We start from the raw sequence: 14839 nt of genomic DNA on the forward strand, positions 1-14839 counted from the left end.
GCCGCCGGCACGCGTGTGGGCCAACCGCGTGCTCTTTTCGGAGTAATCGTTGACGGACAGTGAGCGGCTCACCGACGCCGCAAGTCGTCGAACACGGCTTTCAGCGGCCACGGATCCGGCAGACCGGACCGTGGTGACCGTGCGTGGCGGGGGCGCGGGATGGCCGGGCGGACGGTCGGCACCATGATCGGGACGACCGGGACCGGCACCCGCGCCACGAGCCGCCGCACGACCACCATCAGGAGGACGGCGAACAGCAGGAGCGCCGTCCCCGCCGCGAGGGCACCGGCGAGGGTGCGGCGGCCGTCATCGAGCGTCAGCTGCACGGCGTACTGGCTCTGCTGCGTGTACAGCAGGCCGAGCCGGGCGGACACGGCGTAGGCGGCACTGCGCCACGTGGACTCGGGCAGCGGAAGCGGTTCGGCGGCGGTGAAAGCGTTCTCGGCCGCGGTGAGCCTGCTCCATTCGGCGCTGCGGGTGAGCGACTCGTACGCCATCCGGCCACTCTCGGTGAGCTGCGGGACGACCCGGGCCAGGTCGGCGCGGTAGGAGGCCACGGCGGAGGTGAACGACCCGCGCGTCACGTTGTCCAGCCCGGCCAGCGCGAGGGAATCGGAGCGATCCATCCCTTCGGCGACGGAAAGCAGCTCGACGGCGGTGGTCTGCTGGTAGGCGGACTCGGCGTCCGGGGCGTGGCGCGCGTAGTCGCGCAGGCCGGCGATGGCGGACTCGATCCGCTGGGTGTAATTCGCGTACGCGGCACCGCGCTGGTCGGGCGCGGCCATCGCCGCGCTCCGCTCGGCCTGCAGCGCGACCACCGCTCGGGCCGTCCGGTCCGCGGCGGCCGCCGTCTCCACGGCCTCGTCCCGCGTCCGAACCGCTTGGTGGATCAGGAGAATCGCGATCACGACAGCCACGGCGACGAGCGCGCCACCGGGGATGAACGCGATGCCCAGCATGCGGCCGCGGACGGATCGCAGGTACTTCAAGACGTTCCCTTCCCAGCCTTGGTCCCCGCAACAATCCCGACGGGATTCAACCTATTGAGTGAGAGATTCACCGGTCAACGGCAGTCCGCCATACGGGCGTTAGCTCACTGTGACGATGGAGGCACAATCGCGCCCGTGACCTTCGACGACGTGACCCAGCGGCTGCGCGGCTTCGCGGCGGCCCGTGCCTGGGAGCCGTACCACACCCCGAAGAACCTCGTGATGGCGCTTTCCGGCGAGGTCGGCGAGCTGACCTCGCTGTTCCAGTGGCTGACGCCGGAGGAATCCGACGCGTGGCGCGCGGACCCGGCGCTCGAGGAGAAGGTGCTGGACGAGATCGCCGACGTCACGCTCTACCTGCTGCAGCTGGCCGACCGCCTCGGCGTCGACCTGGCCGCGGCGGCGCACGCGAAGATCGACCGCAACGAGGTCCGCTTCCCGCCGCCGTCCTAACCCCAGAACACCCCGCCGGGGTTGCGGTCGATCTCGGCGAGCAACGCGGGCGGCGTGCTGGCGACCGGCGCGTCCGGGTGGTTCAGCCACTGCCCGGTCTGGTCGGTCCACCAGACCGACCAGATGCCGAACTCGTCGAACCGCAGCTGCGCGATCTCGTGCTCGCTCCACTCGGGCCCGGCCTGCGCGCGGCGTTCGACGATGGTGACGGCGCGGCCGCGGGTCCGGCACTCGACCCGGACCCGGTCCTGGAGGTGCTCGGGGACGCGCTGCGCGCACCACCGTTCGATCTGCCGCAGCGCGAGCTCCGGAATTGCCATGACTCCAGTGAACCGGACCGCGTCAGCCGGCGCGCAGGTGGGCGAGCACGGCTTCGTAGGTTTCCGACGGCGCGCACCCGTCGGTCGGCACGACGACGCAGCCGGGCCGCTGCGGCAGGTAGGCGGCGAGCTGGTCGTGGATCCGCCCGACCAGCGCGGGACCGCCGCGTTCCTGCACGACGTCGTCGACGCCCTTGGTCGCGGCGTCCCCGTTCGCCGCCCGCTCGGCGAACCGCCCGCAGGCGACGGACTTCTCGGCGGTGAGCAGGATTTCCCGGTACTCGGCCCGGCACGCTTCCGCGGCGGCCTCGAAGGGTTCGACGTCGGCAACCCGGGTGGCGAGCTGCGGCATGACGACGTCGTGCCCGGTCCGCAGGTGCGTTTCGGCCATGGCGACGGCGAGCAGCTGCGCGGCCTTGAAGGTCGGGAAGAAGGTCTCCCGCCAGCCCCCGATCAGGCAGACGACCCGATCGGTGTCCAGGTTCAGCACCCCGGGATGCGCTTCGGCGTAGGCCTGCGCGATCGTCGACTTCCCGATCCCGGACGGCCCGTTCAGGTGGATCAGTCGTGGCACCGGACCGAGGCTAGCGCGCCGCGGGCTCGGCCAGCCACCAGCCGCCGAGCAGCGTCCCCACCCCGAGTACGGCCAGGAAGATCCCGCCGGCCAGCGGGGTTCCGCCGAACATCGCGACCACCACGATGAACATCAGCAGCAACCCGACGCCCATCATGATCCGCCCGCCGACGAGCTTCGACGTCCCAGCCGCCGCCGCAACCGGCGGCGCGGGCGGCGGCTCGAAGCCGAGGGCCACCGGAGCGGCGTCGACGTCGAGCAGGACGGCGCCCAGTTCGGCGGCACGGGCCAGCCTGGGCTCGTTCGCGGGCACGGTCGGGTCGGCCACCAGGTGGGTCACGCTGGCGGTCAGCTTCTTGGCCAGCTGGACGCCCTCGGCGAGGACGCGCGCCCGCAGCCGGTCCGCCGCCACGGTGGTGCCGAGCACCAGCACCCGCGTCGGCTTCCCGCCGTCGGTCGGCCGCAGGTCCGCGGCGCCTGCCACGCCGAGCGCGGTCGCCACCTGCCGCAGTTCCCGCGCTTCGGCCGCGGTCACCACGCCGTCCCGTTCCGCGATTTCCCGCAGCGCGGCCACGAACTGCTCGTGCGTCGACCGCACGTGCGCTTCCGACAGCCCGGCCTCGCTCGCCAGCGCGGCCAGTGCCGTCACCTCGTCGGCCGTCAGGTGCTGGTCGGCGACGACACCGGCGAGCAGGTCCAGGTAGGCGTTCCCGGCCCCGCTGCCGGGGATCCGCTCGACGGCCTCGGCCATCCACCCCGGTTCGGCGGGCAGCTCCTCGGCGCGGGGCAGCAGCCGGCCACCGGCGAAGCGCGGCAGGCCGGGGAAGACCGGTGGGGTCGCGAAGGTCAGTCCGTAGCGCCCGAACAGGACCGTCGCCAACCGCGCGGTCGTCCTCGCCGCCGACAGGGCCGAGGTCCCGGTGGGCACGCCGAGGGCATGCGCCACGGTCGCCGTCCGGTAGTTGGGCAGCCGCAGCACCGACCGGGCGGCCGCCGTCGTCGAAACGCCCGGCAGCGCGGGCACCCGGACCCCCACCGCTCCGGTTTCGCGGTCGAGGAACGCCCCGGTGAAGGCGGGGTCGGGCGCGACGACCACGCTGCCGGCGCACAGGTCGAGCAGCGGCCCGAGCACCTCGCCGAACGACGGCGCGCCGTCGAGCTCGCCGCGCGTGATGCCGTGCACGAACGCCGGGCCGGGCGGCACGCCGGGCCCGGGGTCGACCAGCGTCGCGAACTCGCCGACCAGCGAGCCGTCGGCGTGGACCCGCGCGGCGGCCAGCTCGACGATCCGGCCCGGCCGCAGGCCGGTGGTCCGGATTTCCAGTGCGGTGAAGTCGAGACCGTGGGCGGGGTGGCCGCCGGCGCCGAGCAGCGGGAGGGATTCGATCACGTCCGCTGGTCGTTTCCCGGCCGGCCGTTGTGACAGCTTTTCGGCGTGGCCGCGTGGTTCGTGACGTGATCGTGACGGCAACATTCCGCCGGATAACGACTGGTGGTCGATCACGAGCTCGCCCGTAACAAGGACGGGAGATTTCCCGAGTACACCGTCGGCAGGTCGCTCGAGGAACGAGGAAATCCCGCATGCAGGCGAAGAAGCGCTTTCCGAACTGGCTGAAGATCGTCCTGGCCGCGTTCACGGTCCTGTTCGTGCTCGGCGCGATCTTCGGCGAGGCACCCGAGCCGAAGCTCGCCACCGCCACCGCTCCTGCACCCTCGGCACCCCCGGCGACCAGCACATCCGCGACGCCGACGCCGACACCGGTTGCCGTCACCTACACCGTCGGCAGCGTGCCGGACGGGGCGACCGTGGTGGTCAAAGGCAGTGACGGCAGCGTCAAAACGGTGCACGTCCTCGGCGTGCTGGCTCCTCCCGCGAGCAACGGCTGCTACGCGGCGGAATCGCTCGCGTGGGCGTCCTCGACGCTTTCCGGCAAAGCCGTCACGCTCGGCGCGGAAACCGCGCAGGGCATTGCCTTGACGCTCCCCGACGGCCAGGACTACGCGACGCTGGCCATTCGGCAGGGTTATCTCAAGTACGCGGCCACCGCCGCATTGCCCGCGCTCGCCGATACCGAAACCGCGGCCAAGACCGCCGTCGCCGGGCTGTGGGGACCGCCGTGCCGCGGAACCATCGACGCGCCCGCGCCGACGACCACCGCGCCGGCGCCGCCTCCGGTGGTGACGCCGAAGCCGGCGCCGGTCACCAAGGCGGCTCCCCCGCCGCCGCCCGTGGAAACCACCGAGGAAGCCCCGGCGCAGGCGTACTACGCGAACTGCTCCGCGGCGAAGGCCGCGGGTGCGGCGCCGCTGCACCGCGGCGAACCCGGCTACCGGCCCGCGCTCGACCGCGACGGTGACGGCGTCGCCTGCGAACGGTGATCTAGCCTGGTCCGATGACGACCGCCGGCGAACTGCTCGGCAGGCTCGCGGGCCTGGACAAGGACGCACTGGCGAAGGTGCTGGCCCACCGGCCGGACGTGCTGCTGGAGCCGTGGCCGCGGCGGCTGGACGTCGTCGCGGCGCGGCTCGCCGCCGCCGAGTCGATCGAGGCCGCGCTGCTCCGGCTGCCCGCGCCGCTGCTGCAGGTGCTGCGGGCCGTCCAGCTGTGCCACGCGCTCGGGCGGCGGCCGGCACCCACCGAAGAAGTGGCCCGGCTGCTCGGAACGGACGCCCGAACCGTCGAAGCCGCCGTGGCGGAGCTGGCCGAACGCGCCCTGCTCCTGCCGGGCACCGACGGCATCGGCCTGCCGGACCCGCTGCGCCGCAACACCTTCGCCGCCGAGGGCCTCGGCCGTCCGCTGGCCGGCCTGTTCGAGGAGTTCGGCACGAGCCGGCTGGCGAAGCTGTCGCGCACTCTCGGCCTGCCGGGCACCGGCCGGAAGGCCGAGCTCCTGCTCGGGCTCGTGGAGTTCTTCCGGGACGGCGAAACCGTCCGCGCCCTCTTCGACACCGCGCCCGAGGAGACGCGGAACCTGTTGCGGGACATGGCCGACAGCGTTCCCGAGGTGCAGGGCCTTGCCCCCGCGGGCTGGGCGTTCGACCACGGCTTCCTGGTCGGCACCTTCCACGGCACGGTGGCCATGCCGATCGAGGTGTCGCTCGCGCTGCGCGGCCCGGACCACCAGCTGCCGTTCACGCCCGACGAACCGCCGTACCCCGTCACCCACACCGGGGCCGACGCCGCCGAAGCCGCGTCCTCGGCCGCCGCGCTCCGGTTGCTCGACCGCGTGTCGGCGATCCTCGACCTGGCCGCCACGGACCCGTTGCCGCTGCTCAAGGACGGCACGATCGGGTCCCGGCTGGTCAAGAAGATCGCCAAGGACACCGGGGGCACGCCCGCGGAGATCGAGCTGGCCATCGACCTCGCCGCGCAGGCCGGCCTGCTGGTCGCCGACGAGCCACCGCCGCCGCGCCGCGGCCACAAGGCCCCCGCGCCCACGCTCGCGCCGGACCCGGACCTCGTCCGGCCCGCTCCGGCGCTGCTCTACCGCCTGCTGCTGACGACCTGGTGGGACGCGGCGGCGCCGGGCTTCGAGGCCGACGCGCTGGTCCGGCAGGTGATCGTGCGGCTGCTGGCGCGGCTCGGCCCGGGCGAAGCCGTCACGGACGTCGAAGCGCTGACCGGGCTCGTCGGGTGGCACGCGCCGATGCTGCCGGCCGACGACCTCGCCGGGTACGTCCGGGACGCGCTCGGGGAATGCGAGCTGCTCGGCGTGGTCGCCCACGGCGCGGTGACCGCGGCCGGGCGCGCCCTGCTCGAGCCGCACACGCTCGTCAACGTCACCGACGAGCTGGTGTCCCGGGCGCGGACGACGGCGTTGTTCGGCACCGACCTCACCGCGATCGTGCCCGGCTCGCCCGACGCCCGGCTCGCCGCGTTGCTGGACAGCGTCGCCGACCGCGAGGCCCAGGGCACCGCGACCAGCTGGCGGTTCTCCCCCGCGTCCGTGCGGCGCGCGTTCGACCAGGGCGCGACGACCGGCGAGCTGCTCGACGACCTGCGCACCATCGCCGCGGGCGAGCTGCCGCAGCCGCTGGTGTACCTGGTCAACGACGTCGCGCGGCGGCACGGTGAGGCGCAGGTGATCGACGTCGCCAGCGTCGTCGTCGGCGAACCCGCCGTGCTGGCCGAGCTCGCCGCGCACCGCAAGCTGGCCAAACTCGGCCTGCGCGCGGTGGCACCGACCGTGTTGACGTCCACTGTGGACGCTTCGGGGACGCTGGCGGCGTTGCGCGAAGCGGGTTATGCGCCGACCCGCCACGCCGCGGACGGCAGCATCGTGCTGCCCGCCCGCGACCAGGCCGAGCCGACGGTCGCCGTCCGCGACCCCGAACCGGATGAACTCCCCGCCGATCCCGCCGGCCACGCCGAGCGGCTGCTGGCCGCCCCCTCGACCGGGCCGGTGCTGCTGCGTGGCCAGCTCGCGCGGGCGATGAGCGACCGCTACGCGGGCCGTCTCACGCCGAAGCAGCAACAGCTCTGCTGGCAGCTCGAAGCCGGGCTCCCGGTCGACGTCGCCTACGACGGCGAGCACCTCGTCATCGCCTACCCCGAGCTCGACGGCGACGTCCTGGACGTCTGGTCGCTCCTGGAGCGCACCTACCGGCGGCTGGAGCTGGCGCGGATCGAGCTGGCTCAGGCCTCGACCGCGGTGAGCCTCGCGTAGGCGACGACGTTGTCGAGGTAGTTGCCGCTCGCCCGGTCGAACGCCCCGCCGCAGGTGATGAGCCGCAGTTCGGGGTCCGGGGTGTCGCCGTAGACCTGGTCGGTCGGGAACGCCGCCTTCGGGTAGCGGTCGACGCGGTAGACCGTGAAGACGGCGATCCGGCCGTCCGCGCGGGCGACCTCGGCCTGCGCGCCGGGCTGCAGGTCCTTCAGGCGGGAGAAGGCACCGGGCACGTGCTTGTAGTCGACGTGCGCGGCCAGCACGGCCGGGCCCGCCTCCCCCGGTGACGGGGCGCCGGTGAACCAGCCGACCGTCGTGGCGTCACCCGGCACCTCCAGCGCGCCTTCCGGGGTGAGGCCGAGGTCCTTGATCCCCTCGGCCCGCACGCCGATCGCCGGGATGGTCAGCGACGCCGGTTTCGCCGCGGGGAGGCCGTCGGCGGTCGTTGCCGGGGTGCGCGCGACGCTGGCGGTGCCCGGCGGGTCCGGGGCGGCCGGACTCGGCGGGGCGACGTCCTGCGGCGCCCGCGGCGAGAGGACGAGGACGAGGGCCACGGCCAGCACCACGCCGAGCGCGGCGACGACCGCCGTGACCGCCGGCCACAGGCGCGGGTGCCTCAACTCGGCCGCCGGCGCAGGTAGAGCACCATGCCGCCGGACACCGTCGCGGCGAGCAGCGTGCCGCTGAGCACGAGGAAACCGGGAACGTCTTCGTCCGGTTCACCGCCGCCGGTGGCGACACCGCCGACCGGCTTGACCTTCACCTGGGCGTCCGTCTTCTTCCTGGGCGGGACGGGCTTTTTCTCCGTCGGCGGGTTCTGCGTCGTCGTCGTGCTCGTGCTCGGTTGTTTCGGCCGGTGCGCCAGTGATTCGCAGGCGATTCCGTCTTTGTCTTCGTCCAGGTGGTAGGGGTCGCCAGGGGTGGCGTCGAGGACGTCCTGGGCTTCTTCCTGGTATTGGAAGTTCTTGCAGTCGACGTCGCCGGTCAAGGGCGTCGCGAGCTGGGCGGAGGCGAACGGGGCGGGGCCGAGGAGAGCGAGCCCGGCGACGGCGACGGCCGTCGTCAGGGCACGGCGGAACAGGGACAACGGAATTCCTTCCGAGCGGAATCGGGGCGATTGCGTGGTTACTATCGCGGCCTTGCCGGAGCCGTTACGGACGATTCCGGAATTCCGGAAATGCCAGCGCTCCACGAAGAAGGCCGGGTTCCGTGATTCTTTCGCGTTTCGGTGTTGACCTGCGGGTATATGACACAGGAATGCATACCCGTTGGAATGTTACGGAGCACGCGGTCACACCTTTGAGGTAATTCACGTGTGACGGTGCCGACCGGCCGCCACCGCGGCGCACGCACACCCCGTAGCCTCGGGGTATGCCGATCCAGGTACTGCTCGTCGACGACCACGAACTGGTCCGCCGCGGGCTCCGCGACCTCCTCGGCGACGAGCCCGACATCGAGGTCGTCGCCGAGGCGAGCAGCGTCGAAGAGGCCCTGGCGGTGGCGATGCACGTCGAGCCGGAGGTCGCGGTGGTCGACGTCCGCCTCGGCGACGGCGACGGCATCACGCTCTGCCGCGAGCTGCGGTCCAAGCCGAACCCGCCGGCCTGCCTGATGCTCACCGCGTTCGACGACGAAGAGGCGATGGTCGGCGCGATCATGGCCGGCGCGGCGGGCTACCTGCTGAAGCAGGTGCGCGGGCAGGACGTCGTCAACGCGGTGCGCGAGGTGGCGGCCGGGCGGTCGCTGCTGGACCCGGTGAGCACCGCGCGCGTGCTGGACAAGATGCGGCACCCGCCGACGGACGAGCTGGCGACGCTCACCGAGCGGGAGCGGGACGTGCTGGAGCTGATCGGCCAGGGGCTGTCGAACCGGGAGATCGCCGAGCGGTTGTTCCTCGCGGAGAAGACGGTGAAGAACTACGTCACGTCCGTGCTGGCGAAGCTGGGGATGCAGCGCCGGACCCAGGCCGCGGCTTGGATCGCTCGGCGCGAGAAGTAACTCTTCGCCACGGTTGCGGCCGCAATCCGCCGTTCGCTGCGACCTTTTCAGGCCCCGTCACGGTCCGCCATCTCGATCAGGCGTTTTCCGGGTCAAGGTTCACCCGAAGGTGAGTCGAATATATGTTCGATGACTCGGTAAGATCATTGACGAGGGCGTGGAAGGGAGGATGGATGACCCGAGAAGGTTGAGTCGCAGGAGCAGTGGTCAGTCGAGAGGCAGGTCGAACGCGACGAGCGTGCCGAGGCTGGGCGAGGAGTTCAGGAAGAACTTCCCGCCGGCGGCGTCCGCGCGTTCGGCGAGGTGGCGCAGGCCGCGGGTGGCGACACCCTGGGGCACGCCGGAACCGTTGTCGCGGACGCGGAGTTTGACGCCGCGGGAGTCCCTGGTGAGGGTCACGCGGGTTTCACTGGCGCCGGAATGCCGGACCACATTGGACAGTGCCTCGCGGAGAGCGGCCCGGATGTGGTCGGCGCGTTCCGCGGGGATGTCGGCGAATTCGCCGGACAGCTCGAGGGTCGGCGGGTAGCCGAGCAGCTCCCCGGCGATGCGCACTTCGCCCCGCGCCGATTCGGCGAGGTCGGTGGGCGTCCCGGTGTCGTGCCGGGGCTCCGGTGACCGCAGCGCGCGCACGGTGCCGCGGATTTCCTCGATGGTCTGGTCGAGCTGGTCGATGGCGTCGGAGAGCCGCGCGCCGTCGGCTTGGGCGAACCGCTTGCGCATGTTGCGCCGGACGCGGTCCAGCTGCATCCCGGCACCGTAGAGCCGCTGGACGATGACGTCGTGGAGCTCGCGGGCAATGCGCTCCCGCTCTTCGTAGAGGGCAACGCGGTGACGGGCGTTGGCGCCTTCGGCAAGAGCGAGAACGACCCCGGCTTGCGCGGCGAAGGCCACGAGCATCTCGACGGTCCCGGCGGAGAAGGGTTCCCGCCCCCGCTTCCGGTAGACGGTGAGCGACCCGAGAACCCGCCCCCCGGACCCGAAAGGAGCGGCGGCGAAGGGACCGTAGCCGTGGAGCTCGGCGGGCACGTAGGGCGCGGTCCGCGGATCGACGGTGAAGTCCGCGCTGGAGACGGGCTCGCCCCCGCGAGCGACCTGGCCGGCCGCGGAGTCGGCGGGCAGCGCAAGGCCGCGCAGGGATTCACCTGCGCCAACACTAGAGGCGCCACCGGTGGAGGCCTGCTCAGCGAGTGCACCTGCGGCCGGGCTTTCGGCCGGCTCGGCAGCGCTGTCGGCGTGCACGTCACCCGCCGGTGCGGCCGAACGCGGCACCGCACTCGAAGCTGACGAGTTGCCCGAACTCGCGTCGGCCGTTGGCGAGGCGGCGGTGGCATCCGCTGTTCGCGGTGGCTCGCTGGTGGCGTAGTGCGCCGCCTCGACCACTACCCTGCCGTCCTCGGTGCTGACCATGGCCAGGCCCAGGTCGGCGTCCGCGAGCTCGGCCGCCCTGGCCACGACCGTGTCCAGCACCGCTCCCGGGTCGTCGCCGGACAGGGCGGTGCTCGTGATCTCGGTGGCCGCGGACAGTGCTCGTGCGGCAAGCGTCGGGTCCATGAGTTCCGTCATTATCGCGCGCGGCTGTGCCTGCCCGCCGAGGGCTCCGCAGGAACCGATCACGGGACCGGCACCCGCGTGACGACCCGGCCGTCGCGGATCTCGAGGACCACGTCCGCTTCCGCCGCTTCCTCCGCCGTGTGCGTCACGTGCAGCACCGTCCGGCCCGCCAGCGCCTCCCGCAGGTTCGCACGGACCTCCCGGGCCGTCGCCGAGTCGAGGTGCGCCGTGGGCTCGTCCAGCAACACCAGCCCCGCCGACGGAGCTCCGAGCAACGCACGCGCGAGCGCCACCCGCTGGGCCTGGCCGCCGGAGAGGCCGCTGCCGCCGCTGCCGAGCAGCGTTTCCGTCGGCAGCTCGGGAAGGGCCGCGGCGCTCAACGCCGCGCGCAGTTCCTCCTCCGTTGCCGCCGGGCGGGCCAAGCGCAGGTTCTCGGCGATCGTCGTCGCCGCCAGCAGGGGCTCCTGCGGGGCCCATGCCACCTCCGCCGGCACCTCGACCACGCCGCGCCGCGGCGAGAGGAAGCCCAGCAACGCCGCGACCAGCGTTGACTTGCCCGCTCCGCTCGGGCCGACCACCGCCGCGTACGTGCCCGGCCGCAGGTTCACGTCGACGTCGTGCAGCACCACCGGCCCGCCCGGCCAGCCCAGGTCCACGCCCCGGAGCGCCACGGCCGTCCCGAGCAACGGCGATGGCGGTGCCGGCACGTCGGCGAGGCGGCGACGCGCCCGCTGCACCGTGTCCCAGTGCTGCGCCACCGGCGGGAGCAGCGCGAGCACCTCCGCCAGCGCGAGCGGGACCAAGGCCAGCAGCGGCGCCAGGACCGGGTCGAGCCGGCCGGCGGTGACCGCTTGGGCCGCGAGGGCCGTGCTGATGACCGCCGCCGCTCCGCAGGCCAGCGTCACCAGGGCCTCGGCCGCTCCCGCGCCGAACGCCTGCCGGCGGGCCTGCGTCACCAACCGGGTGTCCGCGTCGGCGAGGGCCCGGCGGTGGTCATCCGCCCGGCCGAACGCCAGCAGCTCGGCCGCCGCCTCGAAGATCGTCAAGACTCGGGTGGCCACCTCACGGCGGCCGGCCGCCAGGGCCGAGGTCGCCCGGCGCTCCACCTTCAGCGCGATCCACGGGGCGCACAGCCCCAGCGCCACCGCCGCCGCGAGCGTCCAGCCCGCCGACGGCAGCACCCACGCCTGCACGGCGATCGCCCCCGCCGCGACCAGGGCCACCACCAGCGGCGGCGAGACCACGCGCGGCAGCAGGTCGCGCACGGTGTCGACGTCGCCGACCAGCCGGCGCTGCCCCTCTCCCGCACGCAGGCCGCGCGCCGGCCCGAGGCGGACCAGCGAGTTCCACAGCCGCACGCGGACGCGGCCGGCGATGCGGAACGCGGCGTCGTGCGTGACGAGCCGTTCGACGTACCGCAACCCCGCGCGGCCGAGGCCGAACGCGCGGACGCCCACCACCGCCACCGTCAACGTCAGGATCGGCGGCTGCTGGGACGCCTTGGCGATGAGCCAGCCGGACGTCGCGGTCAGCGCCACCCCGGCCAGCAGCGCCAACGCGCCCAGTACCGCACCGCCGAAGAGCCGTCCGCCGAGGAGCGTGCGCCACCCCAGCGGCGCGCCCGGAGAGTCCACTGTGGACTCCTCCGCGGATTTCGGCGCCTCGGCGGGCAGGTCGACCGCCGCGGTGCGCTCGTGGGCCGCGATGACCGCCGCGGCGCCGTTGGCGACCGCGCGCTGCACCGCGTCGAGCACCAGGCGGGCGCTCGCTTCGTCGAGGTGCGCGGTCGGCTCGTCGAGCAGCAGCAACCACGCACCACCCTCCACCCGGTGCAGCGCGCGGGCGACCGCCACGCGCTGGCGCTGCCCCAGCGACAGCTGGGAAACCGGCCGGTCGGCGAGCCCGACCAGCCCGAGCTCGGCGAGCACCGCACCGGCGGAGCCCACCTCTTCGCGGACCGTGCCGCCGGTGAACACCGGCGACTGCGGCACCCACGCGGCCTGCTCGCGCCAGCGCGCGAGGTCGGCGTCGGCGAGGTCCGTCGAGCCGGCGGTGATGGTGCCGTCCGCCGCCGGGACGAAGCCGAGCACGGCCGCGAGCGTCGTCGACTTACCGCCGCCGCTCGGGGCGCGGAGCCAGACCGTCTCGCCGGGCCGGACCGTGAACGACTCGCCGTCCGGGGCGAACCCACCGCGCCGCTCGACGCGCAGGGACGACACGCGCAGCTCGCCCCGCGAAGGGACCGCGGTTCCCGCAGCGGGCGCCGGGATCGCCAGCAGGTCGGCGACGCGCCGGACCGCTTCGACGCCGTCCTCGCTGGCGTGGAACGCGGCGCCGACCGCGCGCAGCGGCTGGTAGCACTCCGGCGCCAGGATCAGCACACCGAGCCCGATGGCCAGCGGCAAGTGGCCGCCGGCGAGCCGGACACCGATCACCACCGCGACGAGCGCCACCGACAGCGTCGCGACCAGTTCCAGCACGAACGCCGAGGAGAAGGCCACCTTCAACGTCTTGAGCGTCGCGCGGCGGTGGCGTTCGGACAGCCGCCGGACGGTCTCGGCCTGGGCCGCGGCGCGGCGGAACGCGGTCAGCACCGGCAGCACGCGCACGAGTTCGAGGAGCCGCTCGGACATCCGGTGCGTGGCATCGGTCGCGCCGGCGACGCGGTCGGCGGTGTACTTGCCGACGAGGATGGCGAACACCGGCAGCAGCGGCACGGTCAGCGCGACGATCACGCCGGAGGGCCAGTCGGTGAACAGGATCGCCGCGCCGGCGCCGAGGGGCACGACGGCCGCCGTCACCAGCGCGGGCAGGTACTCGCGGAAGTAGGCGTCGAGCGCGTCGAGGCCGCGGGTGGTGAGCGCGGTCAGCTCGCCGTGGCCGCGCCGGGCGATCCACTCGGGACCCAGGCGCAGGACGTGGTCGACGGCCTTGGCCCGCAGCTCGCGGTGCGCCGTGGCGGCGGCGCGGGCGGAGACCGTGCGCACCGCCCAGCCGGTCAGCGCGCGCGTCGCGACGAGCGCGAGCAGCACGGCCAGCTGGGCGGTGCGTCCCCCGGACCCTGCTCCGGCGATCGCCGCGAGGACGTCGGCGAGCAGGAACGCCTGCGCCACCAGCGCGGCGGCGTTGACGAACGACAGGACAGCCACCAGGGCCAGCGCTCGGCGCACCGACGGCACCAGGGCCGGCAATGCGCCGAGCGGGCCCTTTCCCGGCCGCGCCGAGTCCACTGTGGACTCCGAGGCGAGAAGGGGTGCGCGCCCGGGAAGTTCGCTCATGGTGCGTGGACCGCCGGGATGTGCTGGGTGCCGATGCGCTTGCGGAACACCCAGTACGTCCAGCCCTGGTAGATCAGCACGGCGGGGGCACCGAAGACGGCGACCCACGTCATCACCGTCAGCGTGTACGGGCTCGACGCGGCACCCTCGATGGTCAGCGTGTTGGCGACGTCGGCCGTCGACGGCAGGACGTTCGGGAACAGCGACCCGAACATGACCACCGCGGCCCCGGCGATGACCACGCCGAGCGCGGCGAACGCCTGCCCGTCGCGGTCGGCCCGCAGCCGCAGCCAGGCGGTGGCCGCGGCGACGGCGCTGATGCCGAACGCGAGCAGCGTCCACAGCGTGCCCGAGCGCCACTGGACGACCGAGAGGAACGCGACCATCGGCACCATCGCGACCGGCAGCAGCCGCAGCGCCAGGGTGCGCGCGCGTTCCCGCAGGTCACCGCTGGTCTTGAGGGCGAGGAATGCGGCACCGTGGGCGATCGAGAAGGCGGCGATCGCGAGCGCGCCGAGCAGGGTGTCCCAGCGGATGGCGGCGAACGCGGAGCCGGCGCGGTTGCCCTGGGCGTCCAGCGGCAGGCCGAGGACGGTGGTGGCGAGGATCAGCCCGACACCCAGCGGCGGGATCCACGAGCCGAGCACGATCACCCGGTCCCAGTTGTGCCGCCAGCGGTCGGAGTCCACCTTGCCGCGGTACTCGAAGGCGACGCCGCGGCCGATGAGGGCGAGCAGCACGAGCAGCAACGGCAGGTAGGCGGCCGAGAACAGCCCGGCGTACCAGGCCGGGAAGGCGGCGAACATGGCCCCGCCGGCGACGATGAGCCAGACCTCGTTGCCGTCCCAGACCGGCCCGATGGTGTTGACCATGACGCGGCGCTCGGTGTTGTCCCGGCCGAGCACCTGCAGCAGCATGCCGACGCCGAAGTCGAAGCCTTCGAGGAAGAGGTAGCCGAGCCAGAAGAAGGCGATCACGACGAACCAGGCGATTTCCAGGGTCATCG

At 73.4% G+C, this 14839-nt stretch carries 13 protein-coding genes; 4 read left to right on the forward strand and 9 right to left on the reverse strand.

Features of this window, described 5'->3' with window-relative positions; translation table 11 throughout:
• Positions 1–68: 68 nt before the first annotated feature.
• Positions 69–989 carry a nitrate- and nitrite sensing domain-containing protein gene (locus ABZX11_RS00340; protein ID WP_176173698.1) on the reverse strand — a complete coding sequence of 307 codons (921 nt, stop codon included), beginning with the start codon at positions 987–989 and terminating at the stop codon, positions 69–71.
• Between the two features lie 135 nt (positions 990–1124).
• Between ABZX11_RS00340 and ABZX11_RS00345 the strand changes: the two genes are divergently transcribed.
• On the forward strand, positions 1125–1442 hold the full coding sequence (locus ABZX11_RS00345; RefSeq protein ID WP_176173699.1) for a nucleotide pyrophosphohydrolase: 318 nt from the start codon (positions 1125–1127) through the stop codon (positions 1440–1442).
• Here the strand turns inward: ABZX11_RS00345 and ABZX11_RS00350 are convergent.
• Genes ABZX11_RS00350 through ABZX11_RS00360 form a run of 3 tightly spaced genes read right to left on the reverse strand, consistent with a single transcriptional unit; the run spans position 1439 to position 3726 of the window.
• Complete coding sequence (locus tag ABZX11_RS00350) at positions 1439–1762, reverse strand: DUF3024 domain-containing protein (protein ID WP_354908492.1); 324 nt, start codon at positions 1760–1762, stop codon at positions 1439–1441. The two genes, ABZX11_RS00345 and ABZX11_RS00350, sit on opposite strands and share 4 nt — an antisense overlap.
• 22 nt (positions 1763–1784) lie before the next feature.
• Entirely contained in the window at positions 1785–2336 is a 552-nt protein-coding gene (locus tag ABZX11_RS00355; RefSeq protein WP_354908494.1) for an AAA family ATPase, read from the reverse strand.
• Between the two features lie 10 nt (positions 2337–2346).
• Positions 2347–3726, reverse strand: a complete 1380-nt coding sequence (locus ABZX11_RS00360) for a 3'-5' exonuclease (protein ID WP_354908497.1) — start codon at positions 3724–3726, stop codon at positions 2347–2349.
• Positions 3727–3917: 191 nt separating this feature from the next.
• Here ABZX11_RS00360 and ABZX11_RS00365 point away from each other — a divergent pair, with 191 nt between their 5' ends.
• A complete protein-coding gene (locus ABZX11_RS00365) occupies positions 3918–4715 on the forward strand; it encodes an excalibur calcium-binding domain-containing protein (RefSeq protein ID WP_354908499.1) in 798 nt (265 codons plus the stop codon).
• A gap of 14 nt (positions 4716–4729) precedes the next feature.
• On the forward strand, positions 4730–7003 hold the full coding sequence (locus ABZX11_RS00370) for a helicase-associated domain-containing protein (protein WP_354908501.1): 2274 nt from the start codon (positions 4730–4732) through the stop codon (positions 7001–7003).
• Here ABZX11_RS00370 and ABZX11_RS00375 read toward each other — a convergent pair.
• A complete protein-coding gene (locus tag ABZX11_RS00375) occupies positions 6973–7623 on the reverse strand; it encodes a class F sortase (protein ID WP_176173705.1) in 651 nt (216 codons plus the stop codon). The two genes, ABZX11_RS00370 and ABZX11_RS00375, sit on opposite strands and share 31 nt — an antisense overlap.
• Positions 7620–8090, reverse strand: a complete 471-nt coding sequence (locus tag ABZX11_RS00380; RefSeq protein ID WP_354908504.1) for an excalibur calcium-binding domain-containing protein — start codon at positions 8088–8090, stop codon at positions 7620–7622. The genes ABZX11_RS00375 and ABZX11_RS00380 overlap by 4 nt, the downstream gene beginning before the upstream one ends.
• A 284-nt stretch (positions 8091–8374) precedes the next feature.
• Here ABZX11_RS00380 and ABZX11_RS00385 point away from each other — a divergent pair, with 284 nt between their 5' ends.
• Positions 8375–9001 (forward strand): response regulator transcription factor, encoded by a 627-nt coding sequence (locus ABZX11_RS00385; protein WP_043788689.1) that lies wholly within the window; start codon positions 8375–8377, stop codon positions 8999–9001.
• A 207-nt stretch (positions 9002–9208) separates the two neighbouring features.
• On the opposite strand, the gene ABZX11_RS00390 is transcribed toward ABZX11_RS00385, so the two are convergent.
• From ABZX11_RS00390 to cydB, 3 genes are read right to left on the reverse strand one after another with little or no spacing between them, the layout of a single operon-like run.
• A complete protein-coding gene (locus tag ABZX11_RS00390) occupies positions 9209–10555 on the reverse strand; it encodes a histidine kinase (protein WP_354908506.1) in 1347 nt (448 codons plus the stop codon).
• 59 nt (positions 10556–10614) lie between these two features.
• On the reverse strand, positions 10615–13833 hold the full coding sequence (gene cydD / locus ABZX11_RS00395) for a thiol reductant ABC exporter subunit CydD (protein WP_354908508.1): 3219 nt from the start codon (positions 13831–13833) through the stop codon (positions 10615–10617).
• Positions 13830–14837, reverse strand: coding sequence for a cytochrome d ubiquinol oxidase subunit II (cydB, locus tag ABZX11_RS00400; protein WP_354908511.1), 1008 nt, complete (start codon positions 14835–14837; stop codon positions 13830–13832). The genes cydD and cydB overlap by 4 nt, the downstream gene beginning before the upstream one ends.
• Between the last annotated feature and the right edge of the window lie 2 nt (positions 14838–14839).

Source organism: Amycolatopsis sp. NPDC004169 (assembly GCF_040610315.1).
Taxonomy (GTDB): domain Bacteria; phylum Actinomycetota; class Actinomycetes; order Mycobacteriales; family Pseudonocardiaceae; genus Amycolatopsis.

Excerpts from the sequence above, each read along its gene's own strand:
- cydD (WP_354908508.1), bottom strand. The coding sequence starts at position 13,833 with ATGAGCGAACTTCCCGGGCGCGCACCCCTTCTCGCCTCGGAGTCCACA.
- ABZX11_RS00370 (WP_354908501.1), top strand. The coding sequence starts at position 4,730 with ATGACGACCGCCGGCGAACTGCTCGGCAGGCTCGCGGGCCTGGACAAG.
- ABZX11_RS00385 (WP_043788689.1), top strand. The coding sequence starts at position 8,375 with ATGCCGATCCAGGTACTGCTCGTCGACGACCACGAACTGGTCCGCCGC.
- ABZX11_RS00390 (WP_354908506.1), bottom strand. The coding sequence starts at position 10,555 with ATGGACCCGACGCTTGCCGCACGAGCACTGTCCGCGGCCACCGAGATC.
- ABZX11_RS00350 (WP_354908492.1), bottom strand. The coding sequence starts at position 1,762 with ATGGCAATTCCGGAGCTCGCGCTGCGGCAGATCGAACGGTGGTGCGCG.
- cydB (WP_354908511.1), bottom strand. The coding sequence starts at position 14,837 with ATGACCCTGGAAATCGCCTGGTTCGTCGTGATCGCCTTCTTCTGGCTC.
- ABZX11_RS00365 (WP_354908499.1), top strand. The coding sequence starts at position 3,918 with ATGCAGGCGAAGAAGCGCTTTCCGAACTGGCTGAAGATCGTCCTGGCC.